Genomic DNA, 23640 nt, shown 5'->3' with positions numbered 1-23640 from the left:
GTTACCGTCATGAACTCGCGCACGCTGACTTTGATTGTCCTGTCCGTGATCCTCGGGCTGGGGGCTACATGGATGGCCAATAACTGGCTCACGGCACGGCTGAACACCAGCCCTGACGATAACCAGCAAAACGTGGTGATTGCCACGGTGGAAATCGCTTTCGGGCAGATGATTGAGCCCCAGCAAGTGACGGTGGTGCGCATGCCCAGGGATGCAGCCCCCGAAGACGCCTTCGACACCCCTGAAAAAGTGGTCGGCAAGATCGCCACCTTCTCCCTGCTGCGCGGCGACATTCTGCGGGGGGCACGGTTGGCCGAGCATATGGGTGGCAGCACCCTGGCCTCGCTGATCGAACCCAGCAAACGGGCCATCTCGGTGCGGGTGGATGACGTGGTTGGCGTCGGCGGCTTCCTGCTGCCGGGTAATCGGGTCGACGTGCTGGCAACCCGGCAGGTTGGTAGCGAAGGTAATGCCGAGTCCAAGACCATTCTCCAGGACCTGCGGGTACTGGCTGTTGACCAGACCGCCAGCACTGACAAGACCCAACCGGTGGTGGTGCGTGCGGTAACCCTGGAGATGACCCCCGCCCAGGCCGAAGTGCTGGTCAAGGGCATGAGCGCTGGCAAGGTGCAACTGGCCTTGCGCAACCCTCTGGATAACAACAAGACACCCATTGCGGCTGAGCCCGTTGCCATGGCGGCGCCGGTACTGCCGACCGTGATGGCCAAGCCGGTGGCTCGCCGTCGTGCACCGGCCAATGACGGTGGCGTGATTGTCATCCGCGGTGTCGCGGCCACGGTTGAAAAAGCGATGTAGAGGGCCGGGCAGCGGCCGCGCAAGACTATCAAGGTGAACCATCATGAACGCGCGTATCCAACAGCCCCACACCGCGTTTCCCCGGCAACAGCGCGGCGCCATGCTGGTCCTGGTGGTGATTGCCATGGCTTCGCTCCTGTTGATGGGCGCCCTGGCCCTGGACGGCAGCCATATGCTGCTGAACAAGACCCGGTTGCAAAACGCCGTGGATGCGGCGGCGTTGAGCGGGGCCAAGACGCTCAGCATGGTAGTGGGGGCGACCGGCTCGGCCAGCCTGACGCAAACAGCGGCCCTCAATACCCTGAGCCTCAATGCCAATGCGACGGGCAACGAGGAATTGGGCAGGGCCATCACGGCCAACCCGTCAGGCTTTGCCTCGGTGGAACTGGCCACCAGTGTCTACGGGCCGTTTTCTTTCCCGGGGCCGACCAATGCGACCTTTGTTCGGGTCACGGTGAACAACTATCCCCTGAGCAGTTTTTTCTGGGGCGTATTCCAGGCGCTGGACAACGGTAACGCCACCGGCAAGGCCGTCGCGGCGGTGGCCACTGCCGGGCCCAGCCCGAGCAGCGGCCCCTGTGATCTGACGCCGCTGCTGGTGTGCGGCAACCCTGCGCAGAACAATCCGGCTGCGGGGATGTTCTGGGGTTTCACGTTCGGTGATCTGCAGGTACTGAAAACTGCCGCCAACAACAATTCGCCCATCGGTCCGGGCAATTTTCAGCTGCTGGATTTCGGTTCGGGCGGCAAGACGGTCAGGGAAGCGCTGGCGGGCGGGATCGACCAGTGCAATATCGTCGGTGCAACCGCCCAGACCAAGCCGGGCAACACCGTGGGCCCGGCCTCCCAGGGCCTCAATACGCGCTTTAACGAATACAAGGGTGGCCTCAGCGCTTCTGACTATCCGCCGGACCTGGTGGTAACCGTCAACCCCCAGTCGTTTACCTCTGCCGGCTCGCCTGCGCCGATTCTGTATGACGGCAATACGGTCACGTCCAGCAGCGGCAACCTGTCCACCAGCAGCGGTGCCCTGTACGACTACAACAACTGGAAGCAGGACGAGGCAGCTTGTGTGGGCGGCGGCGCCGGTTGCCAGGGCAATGGTGTATTTGAACGACGGATCCTGAAAATCGTGATCGGCGATTGCTCGGGCAAGAACGACGGAGCCTCGGCGATTCCGGTGCTGGGCTTTGGCTGCTATTTCGTGATGCAGCCAGCCGCTCAGCAGGGTAATGAAGCGCAAATCTTCGGCCAGTTCGTCAGCGTGTGCGAAGGCGACAACGTACCGGGTCCCAACCCTGCGGCCAACGCCGGGCCACAGGTGATCCAGCTGTACAAAACCTATATCGACAACAACCAGACGCCGAGCACCGACTCCTAGGAGGTCTCATGAGACGCTGTGGATTCAGGTCGTCCCGCGCCCAGCGGGGCCTGGCGATGGTCGAACTGGCGCTGACCCTGCCGCTGCTGGTGTTGCTGATGCTGGCCTTCGCCGAGTTCGGCCGCATGCTGTTCCAGTACAACAGCCTGCAGCAGGCCAGCCGTGATGCCGGGCGTTATGTGGCCAGCCAGGCGTGGAACGCCACCCTGGGCACGCTGGACCTGAACGCGGCGCTGGTCACCAAGACCAAGAACGTTGCCGTTTATGGCCTGCCGGCCAACCCCAACGGTTACCCGGCGGCGGCACCAGGCCTGACCACCGGTGATGTCACGGTGAGTGCGGTGGGCACCAACCATGTACGGGTCAGCATTGCCTACACCTTTGTCCCGGCGCTCGGCAGCGCCATTCCTGCGCTGTATGGCAGCAGCGTGCCACTGGGCCTGCTGTTGACTTCAACGGTCGTAATGAGGGCCTTGTGATGAACCGCAAACGCATGGGTGGCGTGTATATCGTCGAGTTCGCCATCACCGCTCTGGTGCTCTTCACCCTGCTGTTTGGCGCACTGGAAATGGGCCGGCTGTACTTCACCGTCAATGTGCTGAGCGAGTCGGTGCGTCGCGGCGCGCGGCTGGCAGCGGTGTGCAATATCCAGGACCCGGTCATCCTGCGTCGTGCCATGTTCAACACGGCGGGCAATGCCGGGCCAAGCAGCCTGATCGCCAGCCTGACCAGTGCCAATCTGAACCTGATCTATCTGGACGCCAACGGTGCAGTGGTCTCCAGCCCCAATGATCTGGTGGGGGCCGGCGGTTTTGCCGCCATTCGTTATGTGCAACTGCAGGTGACCAACTTCAGTTTCAATCTGTTGATCCCCGGCTTCAGGGGGGTCTTCATTCTGCCCACGTTCAGGTCGACCGTGCCTCGTGAGAGTCTTGGTCGCCAGCCTGATCCGGCGGTTACACCGGGGATTACGCCATGTTAAGTGTCCGAGAAGTGACGGCGGCTACGTCATCAGACCGCCAGGGAATGCGCCTGTTGATCAGCGGTCGTGATGCCGCGGCCTTGAATCATCTCAAGGCCTTGAGCCAGGGCATAGCCCACTTGCAGGTGAGTACGCGGCTGGTGAGCAATGGCCACACTGACCCGCTCTACGGCCTGGAACAGCAGCCTGATTTTCTGCTGTTGCGCGTCAGTCATTTATGGCGCGAGGAACTGGCGGCGTTGTTGCAGCATCCGCTCAAGGAGCGTCCGCCACTGCTGGTGTGCGGGTCGCTGGATGAGCATGAAGGCATGCGTATGGCCATGCAGGCCGGGGCCCGTGACTTTTTGCCGGAGCCAGTGTCGGCCGAGGACTTGCAGTCGGCGCTGGAGCGCATGCAGCTGGAGCAGCACAGCGAGTATGGGAGCAAGGGCAAACTGGTGTCGGTGATGAATGCCAAGGGCGGTTCGGGTGCCTCGATGCTGGCTTGCAATCTGGCTCATCAATTAAGTGTGCAGGGCGGCAGAACCCTGCTGCTGGATCTGGACCTGCAATTCGGCAGCCTGGCTCACAGTCTGGATGTGTTGCCCACCCACAGCCATACCGATGTGCTGCAACAGATCGATACCCTGGACAGCGTGGCGCTGCGGGGTTTCTGCAGTCATTTCAGCCCCAGTCTGCATGTGCTGGGCGGCCGCACCGATGAGCTGTGCCTGTCGCAGGAAATTCGTCTGGAGCAACTGGACAGTTTGCTGAAACTGGCGCGCAGCACCTATGACTGGGTCGTGGTGGATTTGCCGCGGCATATTGATCACCTCACCGGCATCACCCTGGAACAGTCGGACCGGGTCTATATCGTGCTGCAGCAAAGCTTGAGCCATCTGCAGGACGCCAACCGCCTGGTGCGCATTCTGCGCGACGACCTGGGCGTGCAGGGCAATCGTCTGCATGTGGTGCTTAACCGCTTTGACAAGGCGTCGCCCTTTAAACCCAAGGACATCAGCGAAGCCTTGCGCTGCGCGGAACTGCAAAAGTTGCCCAATGACTATGCGGTGGTCAGTGAAAGCCAGAATACCGGGGTGCCCCTGGAGCTGCATGCTCCCCGTGCCAGCATCACCTTGAGCCTGCGTGAGCTGAGCCAGAGCCTGATCGGCATCGAGGCCACTGAAGCAGGTTTGCTCAAACGTACTTTCAGCCGTCTGTTCGGAGGATAAGCCATGCTCAGCGACTTTCGTAATCGTCTGCGTCAGCAAGCCGGCAAGCTGGCCTCCGCAGAAGTGGTGGCACTGCCTGTCGAGGGCGCCGATTGCACCAGTGTATTGATGGCCTGGGAAGCCAGCGTGCCGGATGTGGTGTATGAAACCCGCACCAAGCTCAGCTCCATGGAGGCCGAGTGGCGGGAGAAGATTTACCAGCAGTTGCTCAAGGTCATGGACCTGTCCTTGCTCGACACCCTGGAGCTGGCCGATGCAGGGCGCCAGATTCGCGAGATCAGTCAGCGCCTGCTGGATGAATACTCGGCACCGGTCAGTGCCAGCAGCCGTCAGTTGATCATCAAGCAGATTACCGACGAGGTGCTGGGCCTCGGGCCGCTGGAGCCGCTGCTGGGTGACAGCAGCGTATCGGACATTCTGGTCAATGGTTTTGACTCGGTGTACGTCGAGCGCTTCGGTAAATTGCAGAGAACCGATGTGCGCTTTCGCGACGATCATCATCTGCTCAATATCATCGACCGTATTGTCTCCAGCCTCGGGCGGCGTATCGATGAGTCCTCGCCCCTGGTGGATGCACGGCTCAAGGACGGCTCGCGGGTCAACGCGATCATCCCGCCGCTGGCCATCGACGGGCCGAGCATGTCGATCCGCCGCTTCGCCGTAGACCTGCTCAATACCCAGAGCCTGGTGCAGATGGGCACCCTGACCCCGGCCATTGCCCTGATGCTCAAGGCCATCGTGCGCGGGCGGCTCAATGTGCTGATCTCCGGCGGCACCGGCAGCGGCAAGACCACCATGCTCAATGTGCTCTCCAGCTTTATCCCGCACAACGAGCGCATCGTCACCATTGAAGACTCCGCCGAGCTGCAATTGCAGCAGCCCCATGTGGTGCGCCTGGAAACCCGGCCCTCGAATATCGAGGGGCGTGGCGAGGTGGGTCAGCGTGAACTGGTGCGCAACAGCCTGCGTATGCGCCCTGACCGGATCGTGATCGGTGAGGTGCGTGGCGCCGAGGCGCTGGATATGTTGACGGCCATGAACACCGGCCACGACGGGTCGCTGACCACTATTCACGCCAATACGGCCCGCGACGCGCTGGGGCGGATCGAAAACATGGTGTCGATGAGCGGCGCCACCTTTCCGATCAAGGCCATGCGTCAGCAAATTGCCTCGGCCATCGGCGTGGTCATCCAGCTGGAGCGTCAGGAGGATGGTACCCGGCGCCTGGTCAGCGTGCAGGAAATCAACGGCATGGAAGGCGACATCATTACCATGACCGAGATCTTCGCCTTTGTACGCAGCGGCATGGGCGAAAAAGGGGAAGTGCTGGGCGAGTTCCGCTCAACCGGCATGGTGCCGGCATTTCGTGATGTGCTGGCCAAACGGGGTATTGAGCTGCCGCTCAGCCTGTTCCGGCCGGAATGGATGGAGGGGCAGTCATGAATCAGGTTCCTGGCGAATTTATCCTGGCGTTCCTGGGCATGGTGTTCACTGCCATGTTCCTGCTCAGTCAGGGTTTGACCATTCCGGTGTTCGGTGAGGCCAACCAGGTGCGCAAGCGCATTCGCGGGCGCCTGAACCTGCTGGAGCGGGCGAGTAACCTGCCCAATATGCAGTCGATCCTGCGCCAGAAATACCTGCGGCGTCTGCCACCCCTTGAGGCCCGCCTTGAGCAGTTGCCGATGATGGAAACCCTGGCGCAGATGATCGAGCAGGCCGGCCATGAATACAGGGCCTACCGCGTGTTGCTGCTGGGGCTGGTGCTGGCTACGGCGGTGGGGCTGGTGCTGTGGTCGTTGTTGCAGCTGTGGTGGGTGGCGTTGCCGGCGGCGTTTGTCTGCTTCTGGCTACCCATCTGGAAGATTTCCCACGATCGCATCAAGCGTTTTGCCCAGTTTGAAGAGGGTTTGCCCGATGCGCTGGATGCCATGTGCCGGGCTTTGCGCGCCGGGCATCCGTTTAACGAAACCCTGCAACTGGTTGCCGAAGAGCATCACGGGCCGGTGGCTTACGAGTTCGGCCTGGCCTTTGCCGATATCAACTATGGCAATGATGTGCGCCGGGCCATGCTCGGCCTGCTGGAACGGGTGCCCAGCATGACGGTGATGATGCTGGTGACCACGGTGCTGATCCACCGCGAAACCGGCGGCAACCTGACCGAGGTGTTGACCCGCTTGAGCAGCCTGATCCGCGGGCGCTTTCGCTTCCATCGCAAGGTCAAGACGCTCTCGGCTGAAGGGCGGATGTCCGGCTGGATTCTGGTGTCGATGCCCTTTGTGCTGGCGTTGGCCATCCTGATTTCCAGCCCGACTTATATGCCCCTGCTTTTCAAGGAGCCCATGGGCCAGAAGCTGATCATGGGGGCTTTTGTGGCCATGATCATCGGGATTTTCTGGATTCGCAAAATCATCCGGATTCAGGTTTGAACACGGCTCGCCCTGGAGGGTGACATGAACTATTTACTCGAACTGATCAACCGGATGGTGGGTAACGAGCAACTGACCCGCATGCTGTTTGCCGGGCTTATCGGCCTGAGTGTGGTGTTGGTGGTGGTCACCCTGGCGGTGCTGGTCAAGGGCCTGCAAAGCCCGGTACAGCGGCGCTTGATGTTGATCAAGCGCGGGCATGGTGTCGACCACCGGGCGCCGCCGAGCAATCTGCAAATGATGCTGGAGCAGGTCGGGCAGCGTTTCAGCTCCGGTGAGACCCGGGGGGCATCGGCCACCCGGACCCTGCTGATCCATGCCGGTTATCGCTCGCCGTCTGCGGTGCAGGTGTACTGGGCGATTCGTCTGCTGCTGCCACTGCTGCTGATGGGTATTGCGCTTCTGGCATTGCCGTTTATTCCCAACATGTCGCTGCTGCTGGGGGGCGGCATCCTGGCAGTAGCGCTCGGGGTGGGCTGGTTGATACCGGCGATCTATGTCAGCTCACGCAAGAAGTCGCGCATGTCGCGGTTGCTCATTGCCTTCCCGGATGCCCTCGACCTGATGGTGGTGTGTGTGGAATCGGGCCTGGCCTTGCCCCAGGCTATTGAACGGGTGGCCGAGGAAATGGCCGTCAGCCAGCCTGACCTGGCCATGGAACTGGCGCTGGTCAACGCCGAGGTGCGTGCCGGGGTGCCCAGTACTGAGGCGCTCAAGCACCTGGCCGAGCGTACCGGGCTGGAAGATATTCGCGGGCTGGTGAGCTTGCTGGCACAAAGCATTCGCTTTGGTACCAGTGTGGGGACGACCCTGCGGATTTATGCTGAAGAGTTTCGCGATCGGCGCACCCAGCTGGCTGAAGAAAAGGCCGCCAAAGTCGGTACCAAGCTGGTGTTTCCACTGATCTTCTGCCTGTGGCCGAGCTTTTTCCTGGTGGCCATCGGGCCTGCGATCATCAGTGTGTTCAAGGTGTTCGGCAAGATTTAAGTAGAAAAGCAAGGCGGTACGCACGAACGTGTGGAACACCTGATAAGAAAAATCGATACCCGCTTAAGGATTTCCCAGAGGCGGGGCAGGCATCGGCGGCCTTAGAGTCATGCCCAACAGTTCGACTGTTGGGCATGACTTTTTTTGGCCTGCGCTTATGCCAGTGCCAGTCGCAATTTCTACAAAAATAATAAGGTGGAAAACATGACTCACGAAACGGTCGATATCAAGGCCTGGATCGATGACAGGCCCGTCGCCAAATACCAGTGGTTGATTCTTGCACTGTGCTTTTTCGTTGTGTTGTTCGATGGTTTCGATGTGGCGGTGATGGGCTTTGTCGCACCGTCACTGATCCAGGAATGGGGCCTGTCACGCGCTGCTTTCGGCCCGGTGATGAGCGCGGGAATGGTCGGGCTGGCCATTGGCGCCCTGACTGCGGGGCCATACGCCGACCGCCTGGGGCGCAAGAAAATCATGCTGTTTGCCGTAACCGGGTTTAGCGTGCTGAGCCTGGCCTGCGCTTTTGCCCGTAATCCCTATGAGCTGGCAGCCCTGCGCCTGCTGACCGGGGTGGCGCTGGGTGCGGCGTTGCCCAATACCACCACACTGCTGGCTGAATACTTACCGGAACGCAACCGCTCGCTGTTTATCACCATCATGTTCACCGGTTTCAATATGGGCTCCGGACTCGGCGGCTTTGTCGCAGCCTGGTTGATCCCGAGCCATGGCTGGCAGTCGGTGCTGCTGTTTGGCGGAATCATGCCGCTGCTGCTGTTGCCGTTCCTGTGGTTGCTGCTACCCGAATCCGCACGTTTTCTGGCGGCCCATAATGCCTCGGCCAGCCAGATTGCCAAGGTGCTGAACAAGCTGGGCGGCACTTTCACTGCCGCCACCCGGTTTGTCATGTCCGAACCCCAGGTGCAGCACAAAGCGCCAGTGCGCATGCTGTTCACCAGGCAGTACCGCTTCGGCACGCTGGCCCTGTGGTTGACCTATTTCATGGGCCTGTTGGTGATCTACCTGACCATGGGCTGGATGCCGACCCTGCTGCGTGACGGTGGTTTGTCCATCGAGCGTGCCGCCACCATCACCGGGCTGTTCCAGATCGGCGGCACGGTGGGTGCCATCGTGGTGGGCTGGGCAATGGACCGACGCAATCCCAATGCCGTGATCGCCACCTCCTATGCCCTGGGCGGTGTCTTTATCCTGCTGCTGGGGGCATTCAGCCTGGAGTCCAGCCTGCTGGCCGTGGGCGTGATTGCCGCAGGCTTTTGCATGAGCGGAGCGCAAACCGGTCTTAACGCTTTTGCGCCGGGCTACTACCCGACCGACTGCCGCGCTACCGGCGTGAGCTGGATGTTGGGCATTGGCCGTTTTGGCGCGATTTTCGGCTCGCTGATCGGCGGTGCGGTGCTCAGCCTGGGGCTGGACTTACCGTTACTGTTCGCGATGCTGGCGGTGCCGGCCTTTATCGCTGCGTTGGCAATCATGGGCAATGGCCGGGCACGGCAACGGGCTGTCAGCCGTGCGGTGCTGGCGCAATAAACTCTTATTATTCAAGGAATTCGTCATGGCTCGCATCATAGGTGGCCTCGCTGTATCACACACCCCGACCATCGGCTTCGCCGTTGATCACGACAAACAGAACGAGGCCGCCTGGGCACCAATATTTGATGGTTTTGAACCCATCAAGGTGTGGCTGAAAGAGCAGCAGCCGGACGTGCTGTTCTACATTTTCAATGACCATGTGACGTCGTTTTTTTTCGACCACTACGGTGCGTTTTCTCTGGGGGTGGATGAGCGTTACGAAGTAGCCGACGAAGGCGGAAATCCGCGCGCGTTACCGGGAGTCGGCGGGCATGCGGCCCTGTCCCGGCATATCGGCGAAAGCCTGATGGCCGATGAATTCGACATGAGTTTTTTCCGTGACAAACCGCTGGATCACGGTTTCTTTTCGCCCATGTCGGCGCTGCTGCCCCACGAGCCGCACTGGCCGGTGCAAATCGTGCCGCTACAGGTCGGCGTGTTGCAGTTCCCCATTCCCAGTGCGTTGCGCTGCTACAAGCTGGGGCTGGCGCTGCGCCGCGCCATCGAAAGTTATCCAGAGGATTTGAAGGTCGCCATCGTCGCCACCGGCGGGGTTTCCCACCAGGTGCATGGGGAGCGTTGCGGCTTCAACAACCCGGAGTGGGATGCGCAGTTTGTCGACCTGCTGGTCAATGATCCGGTGCGTTTGACTGAAATGACCCTGGCCGAGTTTGCCACCCTTGGCGGCCTGGAGGGGGCAGAGGTCATTACCTGGCTGATCATGCGCGGTGCGTTGTCGGCTGTGGTGAAAAACCTGCATCAGGATTACTACCTACCGTCCATGACCGGGATTGCCACCCTGTTGCTGGAGAACCAGGATCGCCCGGTGCCGGCCGAGGTCAATGCCCGTCATCGGGCACATATGCAGCACCAACTGGCAGGGATCGAGAAGTTGCCAGGCACTTACCCCTTCACCCTGGCCCGCAGTGCCAAGGGCTATCGCCTGAACAAGTTTTTGCACCGCATGATCGAGCCCGAATGGCGCCAGCGCTTTTTGGCCGGGCCTGAGGCGATGTTTGCCGAGTCCGGGCTCAGCGAAGAAGAACGTGACCTGTTGCGTCGTCGCGACTGGCGCGGGTTGATCCACTACGGAGTGATTTTCTTTGTGCTGGAAAAACTCGCGGCGGTATTGGGTATTCCCAATCTGCAGGTATATGCCGCCATGCGCGGCGAAAGCCTGGAAGACTTTATCCAGACCCGCAATCAGCAAGTGCTCTATTCAGTGGCGGGCAAAGCTTCGCGCTGATCGTGTTGCCCCCGCAAAGGGGGCGATTAACCAATACAAACGGAAAACAATAACAATGACTGTCACCCTCAACTCACGCAATTTCTGCGCGTTGGCGCTTGCCTGTGCGTTGCCTTTACCAGGCCAGGCGGCCGGCTTTGTCGACGATGCCAGCGTCAACCTGAACCTGCGCAATTTCTTTATCAACCGCAATTTTACCAACCCGGGCAATGCCCAAGGGTTGGCTCAGGAATGGACCCAGAACTTTATTCTGGACGCCAAGTCGGGTTTTACCCAAGGCACTGTCGGCTTCGGGGTGGATGCGCTGGGCCTGTATTCGATCAAGCTCGATGGCGGCAAGGGCAGTGGTGGCACCCAATTGTTGCCGGTGGGCAGTGACGGGCGCCCGGCTGACGATTTCGGGCGTCTGGCGGTGGCCGGGAAAATGAAAATCGGCAAGACCGTGCTCAAAGTGGGGGAGTGGATGCCGGTGCTGCCGATCCTGCGTTCCGATGATGGTCGCTCACTGCCACAAACCTTTGAAGGCGCTCAGGTAACCTCGCAGGACTTTGATGGCCTGACACTGTACGGCGGCCAATTCCGCAAAAACAGCCCGCGCAACGACTCGAGCATGGACGACATGTTTATGCAGGGCAAAGCGACGGTTACATCCGATCGCTTCAACTTTGTCGGCGGCGAATACACCTTCAACGAAAAACGCACGATGGTCGGCTTGTGGAATGCCGAGCTCAAGGACATCTACCAGCAGCAATACCTGCAAGTGACCCACAGCCAGCCGCTGGGCGACTGGACGCTGGGGGCCAACCTGGGTTACTTCCGGGGTACCGAAGAGGGCAGTGCCAAAGCCGGCAACCTGGATAACCGCACGGTGTCGGCGCTGCTTTCGGCCCGTTATGGTGGCAACACGTTCTATGTGGGCCTGCAAAAGGTCAGCGGTGATGACGGCTGGATGCGGGTCAATGGCACCAGCGGCGGAACCCTGGCCAATGACACGTACAACTCCAGCTACGACAGTGCCCGGGAGAAGTCCTGGCAGTTGCGCCACGACTACAACTTTGCGGCGCTTGGGGTGCCCGGCCTGACGTTGATGAACCGCTATCTCAGTGGCAGTAACGTGCATACCGGCACCATCACAGATGGCAAGGAATGGGGGCGTGAAACCGAGCTGGCCTACACCCTGCAGAGTGGCACGTTCAAAGACCTCAACCTGCGCATCCGCAACTCGACGATACGCCGCGACTACAGCACCAGCGAGTTTGATGAAAACCGTCTGATTGTCAGCTATCCGTTGAATATTCTCTGACTTCGGGTTATTTCACGGATCACGTCCATCAACGCCTGCGCCACCGGTGAGTGCAGGCTGGCGGTGCGTGAGGTCAGGCCGATGGCGCGGGAGGTATGGCGCAGTTCCAGCGGCAGGATGCACAGCTCGCCACTGGCGATTTCAGGCTCCAGTTGGTGTGCGGACACCGCCGCGAGCATGTCCGAGCGCAGCAGCAGGCCGCGGATGATAGCCATGTCGCCGCTCTCGACCGCCGGGCGCGGCGGCGCAATGCCAAATGCCGTAAAACAGTCGTCGAGCATATGTCGCGCCGGCGAGCCGGCCCGTGGCAGTACCCATTGCGCATCAGCCAGTTCGGCCTGCAAGGCACTTTTCGAATACAGCGGATGACCGCGTCGCGCCAGCACCACCATCTCCTCCGTCAGCAAGGCCTCGCCCGACAGGTCGCTGGCGTACGCTGTCGAGCGCAAGGCGCCGAAAATAAAATCGACATCGCCCGCGCGCAACTCGGTGGCCAGCAGATCGAACGGACTTTCGTTGGTGATCACCTGGATGCCGGGGTGTTCGCGCATCAGGCGCACGATGGCCTCGGGCAGGATGCGGGTGCGGCCCAAGGGCAGGGCACCCACCTGAACCACGCCCTGCAGCGCTCCCTGCAGGGCGCTGATATCGGTGTCGATATGGCGCAGTTCATTGAGGGCGCGGCGCACCGGGAACAGGATGTCGAGGCTGGCGCGGGTGGGCAGCAGGCCCCGTGGCGTACGTTCGAAGAGGGTTTGGCCGCAACCGCTTTCGAGCACCTTGAGGGTCGAGCTTATGGCCGGCTGGCTCAGCCCGAGCAGGCTGGCGACGGTCTGCATATGGTGGGTTTCGCACAGTTTGACAAAGACTTGCAGGCGTCGGGCCTGAAACAGGTACAGCGGCTCGTTCTGGGCTTTGTCTGCACCGTTGAGCAGCTGCGGGACGCTGTCCAGTTCGGCCAGCACGCGGCGGGCGCGAGGCAGCAGGCGGGTGCCGTAATCGGTCAGGCGCATGCCGTTGGCATGGCGCTCAAACAACAGCACGCCGAGGCGAGCCTCCAGTTCGGAAATCGAGCGAGTCACGACCGACTGTGCCCGGAACAGGGCTTCAGAGGCTTTGGACACACTGCCGTAGTCGGCCACCCGGACAAAGGCGCGCACGTGCATCAGGCTGGGTAGCTCACTCGGCTGCATGGGGGCAGGCTCTTTGATTGGGCAGTACGGTGGGACTATGCCTGCCTGGAAGATGAGCTGGCAATAAATAAAACGCATACCTGTAACAAGCTTATGCATTACTCCGGGGCGGCAGGTGGGTGCGATCCTTTGGCCAACTGTTGAAGGAGCCCGCACATGAATGCATCACCCAAAACCGCACTGGTTGTCAGTGCCCACTCGGCCGATTTTGTCTGGCGCGCCGGCGGTTCCATCGCCTTGCATGCGCAACAGGGTTATGCGGTGCACATTGTTTGCCTGTCGTATGGCGAGCGCGGTGAATCCGCCAGGTTGTGGCGCAAAGGCGAGATGAGTGAAAAGCGGGTCAAGCAGGCGCGCCGCGAGGAAGCGCAGCAGGCCGCGGATATTTTGGGCGCCAGCGTCGAATTCTTCGATATCGGCGACTACCCGATGCGCGCCGACAAGGACACGCTGTTTCGCCTGGCTGATGTGTTTCGCCGCGTGCAGCCGGAGTTTGTGCTCAGCCATTCGATCAAGGACCCGTACAACTACGATCATCCGCTGGCCATGAACCTGACCCAGGAGGCACGCATCATTGCTCAGGCCGAAGGTTACCGGCCGGGCGAGAGAATCATCGGGGCACCACCGGTGTACAGCTTCGAGCCGCATCAGCCGGAACAGTGCGAGTGGCGCCCGGATGTGCTGCTGGATATCACCGATGTGTGGGACAAAAAATACGCGGCCATTCAATGCATGGCCGGTCAGGAACATCTGTGGGAGTACTACACCCGTGTTGCTTTGCAGCGCGGGGTGCAGGCCAAGCGCAACGTGGGTATCGCCTCGGGGCGCAATATCGAGTATGCCGAGGGTTACCAGAGCATCTTCCCGCGTGTGACGGAGAACCTGGCATGAGCGAACTGATGGGTAAAACCGGTCTGGTCGTGCGCAATATCCCCCGTGCCGACGCGGCGCTGGTCAACGAACTGGGACGCTACGGGGTGGCCACGATCCATGAGGCCCAGGGCCGCAAAGGCCTGTTGGCCCCTCGCATCACACCGATCCAGCGCGGTACGGTGATCAGCGGCACGGCAGTGACAGTGCTGGTAGCGCCAGGGGATAACTGGATGTTCCATGTTGCCGTGGAGCAATGCCAACCCGGCGACATTCTGGTGGTGGCACCGACTTCACCTTGTACCGACGGTTATTTTGGCGATCTGCTGGCCACCTCGCTCAAGGCCCGTGGTGTGCGTGCACTGATTATCGATGCGGGAGTTCGCGACACCCATACCTTGCGTGGCATGGGCTTCCCGGTGTGGTCGCGGGCCATCAGTGCCCAGGGCACGATCAAGGAAACATTGGGCTCGGTGAACCTGCCGATCATCTGCGCCGGGCAACTGGTCAACCCTGGGGATGTGGTGGTGGCGGATGACGACGGGGTAGTGATTGTGCGCCGCGTCGAGGTGGCGAAGGTGGTCGAGGCCAGCCGCGAGCGGGCTGATCTGGAAGACCACAAAGCCCTGCGCCTGGCCAAGGGCGAGCTGGGGCTTGATATCTATAACATGCGCGGGCGGCTGGCCGAGAAAGGCCTGCGTTACGTCGACAGCATTGAAGAACTCGGGGGCTGAGCATGACCCAGACCCGCATTCCTTGCCTGTTGATGCGCGGTGGCACCTCAAAGGGCGCGTATTTTCTGGCCAGCGACTTGCCCGCAGACCCGCTGTTGCGTGATCTCGTGCTGCTGGCAGTCATGGGTTCGCCGGACAGCCGGCAGATTGACGGCATCGGTGGTGCCGACTCGCTGACCAGCAAGGTTGCAATTATCCAGCCGTCTGCCCGGCCGGACGCTGATGTGGACTATCTGTTTGCGCAAGTGCTGGTGGATGAGCCGCGAGTCGACTACGGCCAGAACTGCGGCAATATCCTGTCCGGCGTCGGGCCGTTTGCCCTTGAGCGGGGGCTGGTGCCAGTGGCGGGGGATGTGACCCCGGTACGGATATATATGCAGAACAGCGGGCAGATCGCGATTGCCCATGTGCCCACATCTTCCGGCCGTGTCTGCTACAGCGGTGATGCGCGAATCGATGGTGTGCCGGGATTTGCCGCGCCCCTGGTCGTCGAGTTCGAAGACATCGCCGGGGCCAGCTGCGGTGCGCTATTGCCAACGGGTAACGCTGTTGATGTGCTGGACGGAGTTGCAGTGACCTGCATTGACAATGGCATGCCGGTAGTGTTGCTGCGGGCCCAGGAACTGGGATGCAGTGGCTATGAAAGCCCGGCACAGCTGGATGCGGACGTTGCGCTCAGAGCACGGCTTGAGTCGATCCGCATGCAGGCCGGTCTGGCCATGAACCTGGGTGATGTGCGCCAGCGTAATGTGCCGAAAATGTGCCTGGTGGCACCTGCACAGGCGGGGGGGGCGTTGTGTACACGTACATTCATTCCGCATCGCTGCCATACCAGTATTGGCGTATTCGGGGCGGTCAGCGTGGCTGCCGCGTGTTTGATCGAGGGGAGTGTGGCGGCAGGATTGGCCCGGGTAGGGAAGGGGGATGTGCGGCAACTTTCGGTAGAACACCCGACAGGAGAGTTCACGGTGGAGCTGCGTTTGCACCACGGCCAGTTGGCTGGGTGCGGGCTGATGCGCACGGCGCGGTTGCTGTTTGACGGGGTGGTGTGTGTGCCGGCGGCGGTCTGGGCAGGCTAGGACAAATGCGCGCTGGCGTGGTCTATGCTCTTGTTCCCACCGGTTTGCCGGTGTCCGCACAAACAGGAGGTTGACCATGAGCAAGAAGATTTTGGTGGTACTGACCAGCGTCGAGAAATACCCGAACCTTGATCGCGCCACAGGCTTATGGCTGGGCGAGGCCGTGCATTTTGTGCACAAGGTCGAGGCCGCAGGCTATGCCGTCGACTACGTCAGCCCGCAAGGTGGGTACACGCCGATCGACCCCCACAGCCTTGCCGCCGACATGGCGTCGCCGATTGACTGGCAGTGGTACCACAACAAGGCGTTTATGAACCGGCTTGGGGCAACACTGACGCCGGATCAGGTCAACCCGGATGACTATATCGCCATTTATTACGCGGGCGGCCATGGTGTGATCTGGGATTTTCCTGACAACGAGAAACTGCAAGCGCTCAGCCGTCATATCTATGAGCACGGCGGGGTGGTTTCGTCGGTGTGTCATGGCGCTGTGGGTTTACTGAATATCAAGCTGAGTAATGGTGAACTGCTGGTCAAGGGCAAGAAAGTCACTGGTTTTTCCAATGAAGAGGAAGACCTGGCCGGATTAAGCCAGCATGTGCCGTACCTGACCGAAACCGAGCTGGTGAAGCGCGGTGCCTTGTATCAAAAGGCCGGTACCCCATGGGCACCGTTTGCCATCGCAGACGGACGGCTGATTACCGGGCAAAACCCGGCATCGGGCGGGCCGGTGGCCGAGCTGGTACTGGCGGCGATTCAGTAAAATCCTCCGTTCTAAAGCCGATGCAGGCCCCTCAGCCTGCATCTACCTGCCTGATACCCACATTAAACTTTTGAATCCCAAGGATATTCTGTAGCCTTGTCGCGCTTCAGTGCTTGTCCGTGCCTGATACATACATTCTCCCAGCGGGGCTTGCCGGCCCGGAGCTGGTGGTACACTCGACTTTCGCGCAACAGCGCTTGCAGGTCTTGCGAACATGACGCAAATTTCTGAACGACTTCTGGTTCAAGCCCACCTTGATGCCAAGCAGCCCAAGCCGTTGACTGAGGCTCAAGCCCTCAGCCTGCGGGCGCAAATCGCGGCTGAACTTAAAGCCCGCGACGCGGTGCTGGTGGCGCACTTTTATTGTGATCCGGTGATTCAGGCCCTGGCCGAAGAAACTGGGGGCTGTGTCTCTGACTCCCTGGAGATGGCCCGCTTTGGCGCGGCTCACCCGGCCAAGACCATTCTGGTGGCCGGTGTGCGCTTTATGGGCGAAACCGCAAAAATCCTCACCCCTGAAAAACGCGTGCTGATGCCGACGCTGGAGGCCACCTGCTCGCTGGACCTGGGCTGCCCGGTGGAAGAGTTCTCCGCGTTTTGCGACAAGCACCCCGAGCGCACGGTGGTGGTGTATGCCAACACGTCGGCGGCGGTCAAGGCCCGGGCGGACTGGGTGGTGACGTCAAGCTGCGCGCTGGAAATCGTCGAAAGCCTGATGGATAACGGCGAAACCATTATCTGGGGGCCGGACAAGCATCTGGGCCGTTATATCCAGCGCCAGACCGGTGCCGACATGCTGCTGTGGGACGGTGCCTGCATCGTTCACGAAGAGTTCAAGTCCAAGCAGCTGGAAGACATGAAGGCGCTGTACCCGGATGCAGCGATTCTGGTGCACCCGGAGTCGCCAGAGTCGGTGATCGATCTGGCCGATGCCGTGGGCTCTACCAGTCAGTTGATTGCTGCGGCGCAGAACCTGCCCAACAAGACCTTTATCGTGGCCACCGATCGCGGCATTTTCTACAAGATGCAGCAGTTGTGCCCGGACAAGGTGTTTATCGAAGCCCCGACCGCGGGTAACGGTGCGGCGTGCCGCAGTTGCGCGCACTGTCCGTGGATGGCGATGAATACCCTGGAGCGCACGCTGGAATGCTTGCAGCAGGGCAGCAACGAAATCTTTGTCGACCCGGCACTGGTGCCCCATGCCATTCGCCCGCTCAAACGTATGCTGGATTTCACCCAGGCGGCGCGGTTGAAGCTGGCGGGGAATGCCTGATTAGCAAACCCGCTCCCACAGGAACTGAGCCAGTCAGGCTCAGTTCATCATTTCCTTGAGCGCCCGTTCCTGATCCATCAACTCCCGCTTGCGCGCATCCAGGCGTGCCGACAGCTGAAAGTTGTTGGTCAGCTTCTGGGCGAAATCCAGCTGCTGGATGGCCTGGCGGTAATCCCCCACCAATGCGAAGTACTCCGCACGGGCCTGGTGCAGGCCGATGATATTGCCTGACAAACCTCGGGTCTCGGCAACCGAATACCAGACATCCGGGTCGTCGGGGCGGCTCTTGAGCAGCGCCTCAAGGGCCTTGTCGGCTTCCTTGGGATTATTCTGCTTGAGCAGCAAATCAACCCGGGCCTGATTGAGCGGGTAATTGCCCGGGTACAGGGTGCGCATCCGGTCGATACGTTGCTGGGCTTCGCTCAGGCGGTTGCTGTCCATGTCCAGCTCGATCTGTGCCAGGTTATAGGTGATGTCGTTGGGCGCCTTTTCCAGCAGTGGCTTGAGGGTCTCGCGGGCTTCGTTGAACTGGCTGCCTTTTATATAGGCAATCGCCAGGCCATAACGGGCTACGTTATTTTTCGGGTTTTCATCCAGTTGCTGGCGAAAGCGTTTGGCCGCCAGCCCCGGGGTTTCTTCGTAATTGAGTTGCACCCGGGCGCGGATCAACTGATAGCGCAGGCTGTCTTCAGTGCCGCCTGGCCGGGCCTGTTCCGCGCGGTTGCGGGTATCGGCGATACGCGACTCGGTGACCGGGTGAGTCAGCAAAAATTCCGGCGGCCTGCCATCAAAACGGTACTGGCGCATCAGGCGCTCAAACATGGTGGGCATGGAGCGCGGGTCGTAACCGGCTTTCTCCAGGTTAAGAATGCCGATGCGGTCAGCTTCCTGCTCATTCTGGCGCGAGAAGCGTCGCTGCTCTTGCAGGGCCGCAGCCTGGGTGCCGGCAATCGCAGCGATGCCGGCATCTCCTGCGCCAGAGGCTGCAACGATGATCCCGGCGAGCAGCGCTGCCATCATCGGCAGTTGCATGCGCTGCTGGGCTTCCACGCCACGGGCAAAGTGGCGTTGGGACAAGTGGGCCAGTTCGTGGGCCATTACCGAGGCATATTCACCTTCGGTCTGGGCATTGAGGAACAGGCCGCCGTTAACCCCGATGATGCCGCCGGGTGCGGCGAAGGCGTTGAGCTGCGGGCTGTTGATCAGGATGAATTCCAGGCGGCGGTCCTGCACCTGGCTGGTTTCGACCAGTTTGTAGACACTGGTCTCGACGTAGTCCTTGAGCTGCGGGTCGTTGAGTTGTGACACCTGGCCGCGCAACATGCCCAGCCAGGCGCGGCCCAGTTGGTACTCTTGCTGTGGCGAGACAATGGACGAACTGGCGTCACCCAGAGACGGTAAATCGTCGGCGAAACTCGGTGATGCGAGCAGGCAAGCGAGCGTCAACAGGGTAGGGCGCAGAAAAGTCATGCACAAGGCTCTGGTCGGTAAAGCGCTTACTGTAGCTGGACACTTGGCTGGCGACCAGTGGCGGGGTTGCTTGGGGTATTCTAGCCCGCATAAAAAAAGCCCTCTGTGGAGACGTATGCAATGACTGATGTGCTGGCCCATGATGCCGAACTGGATGCTGCCGGGCTCAATTGCCCGCTGCCACTGCTCAAGGCCAAGATGGCGCTCAACAAAATGGGCAGTGGCCAGACCCTCAAGGTGATTGCCACCGATGCCGGCTCACAACGGGACATTCGTACCTTCGCGCGCCTGGCAGGCCATGAGTTGCTGCGTGAAGAAGTAGATGCTGGCACTTATCGCTACTGGTTACGCAAGGCCTGACCCTTGCTTGACCTCGCTGTGGGAGCGAGCCTGCTCGCGAATGAATCGCTCCCGCAGAAGCGCTGCACTTTCTTTTAAGGAATATCGATGTTCAAGGTTTTACGTGGTTGGGTGCAGCGCTATTTCTCTGATGAAGAAGCGGTGGTGCTGGCGGTGTTGCTGGTGTTGGCTTTCACCGCCGTACTGACATTGGGCGGCATGCTGGCGCCGGTGCTGGCGGGCATGGTGCTGGCGTATTTAATGCAGGGCCTGGTGGTTGCACTGGAACGCATGCGGGTGCCGGCCGCGGCGGCAGTCGGGCTGGTGTTTGCGCTGTTTATGGGGCTGTTGCTGGTGTTTCTGGTGGTGGTAGTGCCTTTGCTCTGGCATCAGTTGATCACCCTGTTCAACGAACTGCCGGGCATGCTTGCCAAGTGGCAATCGTTGTTGCTGTTGCTGCCTGAGCGCTACCCTCACCTCGTATCGGATGAGCAGGTGTTACAGGCCATCGAAGTTGCACGGGGTGAAATCGGCAAGTTCGGGCAACTGGCACTGACCTTTTCGCTGTCCAGTTTGCCGCTGCTGGTCAACATCATGATTTATCTGGTGCTGGTACCGATCCTGGTGTTTTTCTTCCTCAAGGACCGCGCGGTGATTGGCCGTTGGGTGCGGGGTTATTTGCCCCGTGAACGGGCATTGATTACCCGCGTGGCCGAAGAAATGAACCGCCAGATTGCTAATTACATTCGCGGCAAGGTGATCGAGATCATCATTTGTGGCGGCGTGACCTATATCGCCTTTGTCACCATGGGCCTCAACTATGCGGCCTTGCTGGCGCTGCTAGTGGGGGTTTCGGTAGTGGTGCCCTATGTCGGGGCGGTGGTGGTGACGGTGCCGGTGCTGCTGATTGCGCTGTTCCAGTGGGGCTGGAGCGATCAGTTTATCTACCTGATGGCGGTCTACGGGATCATTCAGACCCTGGACGGCAATGTGCTGGTACCGCTGCTGTTCTCCGAGGCGGTGAGCCTGCACCCGGTGGCGATCATTTGTGCGGTGCTGTTGTTTGGCGGTTTATGGGGGTTCTGGGGGATATTCTTTGCGATCCCGCTGGCGACCTTGTTCAAGGCCGTGCTCGATGCCTGGCCGCGCGAGCAGCAAGTCGTATCACCGCTGTTGTAAATCACTGAACGCCAGAGATGAAAAAGCCCCGGCTCGTAAGAGTCGGGGCTTTTTCGTTACTGCATCAGCTTACGCTTGAATAACCGGGATATTGGCATTGGCTGCCGCTTCACGGAATTCGGCGATCTGATCAAAGCTCAGGTAGCGGTACACGTCCGCAGCCATGGTGTTGATCTCTGCCGCGTAGGCCATGTATTCCTCAACGGAAGGCAGGCGACCCAGGATCGAGGCCACCGACGCCAACTCGGCCGAAGCCAGGTAAACGTTCGCGCCGTCACCCAGACGGTTCGGGAAGTTACGGGTCGAAGTCGACACAACAGTCGAGTTCGGCTCTACACGTGCCTGGTTACCCATGCACAGCGAGCAGCCCGGCATTTCCATGCGCGCGCCAGCTTTGCCGTAGATACCGTAGTAGCCTTCTTCGGTCAGTTGGTGAGCGTCCATCTTGGTCGGCGGCGACAGCCACAGACGGGTTGGCAGCTGGCCTTTGACCTTGTCCAGCAACTTGCCCGCAGCGCGGAAGTGGCCGATGTTGGTCATGCACGAACCGATAAACACTTCGTCGATTTTCTCGCCAGCAACGCTGGACAGCAGACGGGCGTCATCCGGGTCGTTTGGCGCGCAGAGCACAGGCTCTTTGATGTCAGCCAGATCGATTTCGATAATGTGCGCGTATTCGGCGTCAGCATCGGCTTCCATCAGCTCAGGGTTGGCTACCCAGGCTTCCATCGCTTGAGCACGACGCTCGAGGGTGCGTGCGTCGCCGTAACCTTCACCGATCATCCAGCGCAGCAGGGTGATGTTGGAATTCAGGTATTCGGTGATCGACTCTTTGGACAACTTGATGGTGCAACCGGCTGCCGAACGTTCTGCCGAAGCGTCGGACAGTTCGAAGGCTTGCTCGATGCTCAGGTTGTCCAGACCTTCGATTTCCAGGATACGACCCGAGAATTCGTTGATCTTGCCTTTCTTCTCTACCGTCAGCAGGCCTTTCTGGATAGCGACGTAAGGAATGGCGTGAACCAGGTCACGCAGGGTGATGCCCGGTTGCATTTCGCCCTTGAAGCGAACCAGAACCGATTCCGGCATATCCAATGGCATTACGCCAGTAGCTGCGGCGAACGCCACCAGGCCCGAACCGGCCGGGAACGAAATGCCCATCGGGAAACGGGTGTGCGAGTCACCACCGGTACCGACGGTATCCGGCAGCAGCATGCGGTTCAGCCAGCTGTGGATGATGCCGTCGCCCGGACGCAGGGAAACACCGCCGCGGGTCATGATGAAGTCAGGCAGGGTGTGGTGGGTGGTCACGTCGATCGGCTTTGGATAAGCCGCGGTGTGGCAGAACGACTGCATCACCAGATCAGCGGAGAAGCCCAGGCACGCCAGGTCCTTCAGTTCGTCACGGGTCATAGGACCGGTGGTGTCCTGAGAACCTACGGTGGTCATCTTCGGTTCGCAGTAAGTGCCTGGACGAACGCCAGTCACGCCGCAAGCCTTGCCGACCATTTTCTGCGCCAGGGTGAAACCCTTGGTGCTTTCAACCGGTGCTTCAGGCTTCTTGAACAGGTCGGTAGGGCCCAGACCCAGCTCGGCGCGAGCCTTCTCGGTGAGGCCGCGGCCGATGATCAGCGGAATACGGCCGCCAGCGCGTACTTCGTCCAACAGAACCGGGGTTTTCAGTTCGAAAGTGGTGATGACTTCGTCAGTACCGTGCTTGCAGACTTTGCCTGCGTGCGGGTACAGGTCGATCACGTCGCCCATGTTGATGTTGGAAACATCAAATTCGATTGGCAGTGCGCCAGCATCTTCCATGGTGTTGTAGAAGATCGGAGCGATTTTGCTGCCGAAGCAGAAACCGCCGGCACGCTTGTTCGGTACATAAGGAACGTCGTCGCCGAAGAACCACAGTACGGAGTTGGTTGCCGACTTGCGCGACGAACCGGTACCGACTACGTCACCGACGTAAGCGATAGGGAAGCCCTGGCCGCGCATTTCTTCGATTTGCTTCATCGGGCCGATGGAGCCTTGCACGTCCGGCACGATACCGTCACGGGCCATTTTCAGCATGGCCAGGGCGTGCAGCGGGATGTCAGGGCGCGACCAGGCGTCCGGTGCCGGCGACAGGTCGTCGGTGTTGGTTTCGCCGGTTACCTTGAACACGCGCAGGCTGATTTTGTCAGCCAGGGTAGGGCGGTTCTTGAACCACTCGCCGTCAGCCCAGGACTGCACCACGGCTTTGGCGTGGGCATTGCCGTTCTTGGCTTTTTCTGCAACGTCGTGGAAGGCGTCAAACATCAGCAGGGTGTGCTTGAGTTGCTCGGCGGCAACCGGAGCCAGCTCCGCGTCGTCCAGCAGGTCAACCAGGGTCACGATGTTGTAGCCGCCCTGCATGGTGCCAAGCAGTTCAACAGCGCGTTTTTTGCTGATCAGCGGAGAGGTCGCTTCGCCTTTGGCAATCGCGGCCAGGAAGCCGGCTTTTACGTAAGCAGCTTCGTCAACACCCGGCGGAATGCGGTTGGTGATCAGGTCTACGAGGAATTCTTCTTCGCCGGCAGGCGGGTTTTTCAGCAGCTCAACCAGGCCTGCGGTTTGTTCGGCGTTAAGCGGCTGGGGAACGATACCCAGTGCTGCGCGCTCTTCGATATGTTTGCGGTAGGCTTCAAGCACAGTTATTACCCTCATCATTGGTCCCAAATGGGTGTCCGGGACGCTCATCCAGGAATGCCGAGCACTCATGCGCTGCGCGGCTTTATGAGCCGCTTGGCCAGAGTTTCAAGGATTCCCAACAGAAGCTGTTT

Annotated in this window: 21 protein-coding genes; 18 read left to right on the top strand and 3 right to left on the bottom strand. The window is 60.4% G+C overall.

Annotated elements, in window-relative coordinates:
• Positions 1-9: 9 nt before the first annotated feature.
• The 11 genes from cpaB (at position 10) to ACP7BE_RS22375 (ending at position 11939) form a co-directional block, all read left to right on the top strand.
• Positions 10-816, top strand: a complete 807-nt coding sequence (cpaB, locus tag ACP7BE_RS22425) for a Flp pilus assembly protein CpaB (protein ID WP_095001740.1) — start codon at positions 10-12, stop codon at positions 814-816.
• A gap of 43 nt (positions 817-859) precedes the next feature.
• Entirely contained in the window at positions 860-2197 is a 1338-nt protein-coding gene (locus tag ACP7BE_RS22420; protein WP_095020917.1) for a TadE/TadG family type IV pilus assembly protein, read from the top strand.
• 8 nt (positions 2198-2205) lie between these two features.
• Positions 2206-2676 (top strand): TadE/TadG family type IV pilus assembly protein, encoded by a 471-nt coding sequence (locus ACP7BE_RS22415; protein WP_095001738.1) that lies wholly within the window; start codon positions 2206-2208, stop codon positions 2674-2676.
• Complete coding sequence (locus ACP7BE_RS22410) at positions 2676-3179, top strand: TadE/TadG family type IV pilus assembly protein (protein WP_095001737.1); 504 nt, start codon at positions 2676-2678, stop codon at positions 3177-3179. Before ACP7BE_RS22415 ends, ACP7BE_RS22410 begins: the two co-directional genes overlap by 1 nt.
• Positions 3173-4390 carry an AAA family ATPase gene (locus ACP7BE_RS22405; protein WP_095001736.1) on the top strand — a complete coding sequence of 406 codons (1218 nt, stop codon included), beginning with the start codon at positions 3173-3175 and terminating at the stop codon, positions 4388-4390. The genes ACP7BE_RS22410 and ACP7BE_RS22405 overlap by 7 nt, the downstream gene beginning before the upstream one ends.
• A 3-nt stretch (positions 4391-4393) precedes the next feature.
• Positions 4394-5833 (top strand): CpaF family protein, encoded by a 1440-nt coding sequence (locus tag ACP7BE_RS22400; RefSeq protein ID WP_095001735.1) that lies wholly within the window; start codon positions 4394-4396, stop codon positions 5831-5833.
• On the top strand, positions 5830-6816 hold the full coding sequence (locus ACP7BE_RS22395; RefSeq protein WP_095001734.1) for a type II secretion system F family protein: 987 nt from the start codon (positions 5830-5832) through the stop codon (positions 6814-6816). The genes ACP7BE_RS22400 and ACP7BE_RS22395 overlap by 4 nt, the downstream gene beginning before the upstream one ends.
• 24 nt (positions 6817-6840) lie before the next feature.
• Positions 6841-7803 (top strand): type II secretion system F family protein, encoded by a 963-nt coding sequence (locus ACP7BE_RS22390; protein WP_095001733.1) that lies wholly within the window; start codon positions 6841-6843, stop codon positions 7801-7803.
• 204 nt (positions 7804-8007) lie between these two features.
• Positions 8008-9348 carry an aromatic acid/H+ symport family MFS transporter gene (locus tag ACP7BE_RS22385; protein WP_337859509.1) on the top strand — a complete coding sequence of 447 codons (1341 nt, stop codon included), beginning with the start codon at positions 8008-8010 and terminating at the stop codon, positions 9346-9348.
• Positions 9349-9373: 25 nt separating this feature from the next.
• Entirely contained in the window at positions 9374-10636 is a 1263-nt protein-coding gene (locus ACP7BE_RS22380; RefSeq protein WP_095019332.1) for a gallate dioxygenase, read from the top strand.
• Between the two features lie 55 nt (positions 10637-10691).
• Positions 10692-11939 carry an OprD family porin gene (locus ACP7BE_RS22375; protein ID WP_095001731.1) on the top strand — a complete coding sequence of 416 codons (1248 nt, stop codon included), beginning with the start codon at positions 10692-10694 and terminating at the stop codon, positions 11937-11939.
• Here the strand turns inward: ACP7BE_RS22375 and ACP7BE_RS22370 are convergent.
• Positions 11918-13132, bottom strand: coding sequence for a LysR family transcriptional regulator (locus tag ACP7BE_RS22370; protein ID WP_095001730.1), 1215 nt, complete (start codon positions 13130-13132; stop codon positions 11918-11920). The genes ACP7BE_RS22375 and ACP7BE_RS22370 overlap by 22 nt on opposite strands.
• A gap of 156 nt (positions 13133-13288) precedes the next feature.
• On the opposite strand from ACP7BE_RS22370, the gene galB reads away from it, so the two are divergent.
• From galB to nadA, 5 genes are all read left to right on the top strand, one after another.
• Positions 13289-14023, top strand: a complete 735-nt coding sequence (gene galB / locus ACP7BE_RS22365; protein WP_095020914.1) for a 4-oxalmesaconate hydratase — start codon at positions 13289-13291, stop codon at positions 14021-14023.
• Entirely contained in the window at positions 14020-14736 is a 717-nt protein-coding gene (locus tag ACP7BE_RS22360; RefSeq protein ID WP_095020913.1) for a 4-carboxy-4-hydroxy-2-oxoadipate aldolase/oxaloacetate decarboxylase, read from the top strand. The genes galB and ACP7BE_RS22360 overlap by 4 nt, the downstream gene beginning before the upstream one ends.
• A 2-nt stretch (positions 14737-14738) precedes the next feature.
• Positions 14739-15815: a 4-oxalomesaconate tautomerase gene (locus tag ACP7BE_RS22355; protein ID WP_095001727.1), complete on the top strand. Its 1077-nt coding sequence runs from the start codon at positions 14739-14741 to the stop codon at positions 15813-15815.
• A gap of 76 nt (positions 15816-15891) precedes the next feature.
• Positions 15892-16578, top strand: a complete 687-nt coding sequence (locus tag ACP7BE_RS22350) for a type 1 glutamine amidotransferase domain-containing protein (RefSeq protein ID WP_095019328.1) — start codon at positions 15892-15894, stop codon at positions 16576-16578.
• A gap of 214 nt (positions 16579-16792) precedes the next feature.
• Positions 16793-17851, top strand: coding sequence for a quinolinate synthase NadA (gene nadA, locus ACP7BE_RS22345; RefSeq protein ID WP_095001725.1), 1059 nt, complete (start codon positions 16793-16795; stop codon positions 17849-17851).
• A 39-nt stretch (positions 17852-17890) separates the two neighbouring features.
• On the opposite strand, the gene ACP7BE_RS22340 is transcribed toward nadA, so the two are convergent.
• Positions 17891-19321: a M48 family metalloprotease gene (locus ACP7BE_RS22340; protein WP_095001724.1), complete on the bottom strand. Its 1431-nt coding sequence runs from the start codon at positions 19319-19321 to the stop codon at positions 17891-17893.
• Between the two features lie 120 nt (positions 19322-19441).
• Here ACP7BE_RS22340 and ACP7BE_RS22335 point away from each other — a divergent pair, with 120 nt between their 5' ends.
• Positions 19442-19681, top strand: a complete 240-nt coding sequence (locus tag ACP7BE_RS22335; protein WP_095001723.1) for a sulfurtransferase TusA family protein — start codon at positions 19442-19444, stop codon at positions 19679-19681.
• An 87-nt stretch (positions 19682-19768) separates the two neighbouring features.
• A complete protein-coding gene (locus ACP7BE_RS22330; protein WP_029611582.1) occupies positions 19769-20839 on the top strand; it encodes an AI-2E family transporter in 1071 nt (356 codons plus the stop codon).
• A 69-nt stretch (positions 20840-20908) separates the two neighbouring features.
• Here ACP7BE_RS22330 and acnB read toward each other — a convergent pair whose 3' ends face one another.
• Positions 20909-23509: a bifunctional aconitate hydratase 2/2-methylisocitrate dehydratase gene (gene acnB, locus ACP7BE_RS22325; protein WP_095001721.1), complete on the bottom strand. Its 2601-nt coding sequence runs from the start codon at positions 23507-23509 to the stop codon at positions 20909-20911.
• Between the last annotated feature and the right edge of the window lie 131 nt (positions 23510-23640).

The organism is Pseudomonas sp. TWR1-1-3 (assembly GCF_049896805.1).
In the GTDB taxonomy this organism is placed as follows: domain Bacteria; phylum Pseudomonadota; class Gammaproteobacteria; order Pseudomonadales; family Pseudomonadaceae; genus Aquipseudomonas; species Aquipseudomonas bubulae.
This window is presented reverse-complemented; position numbering and strand designations above follow the sequence as displayed.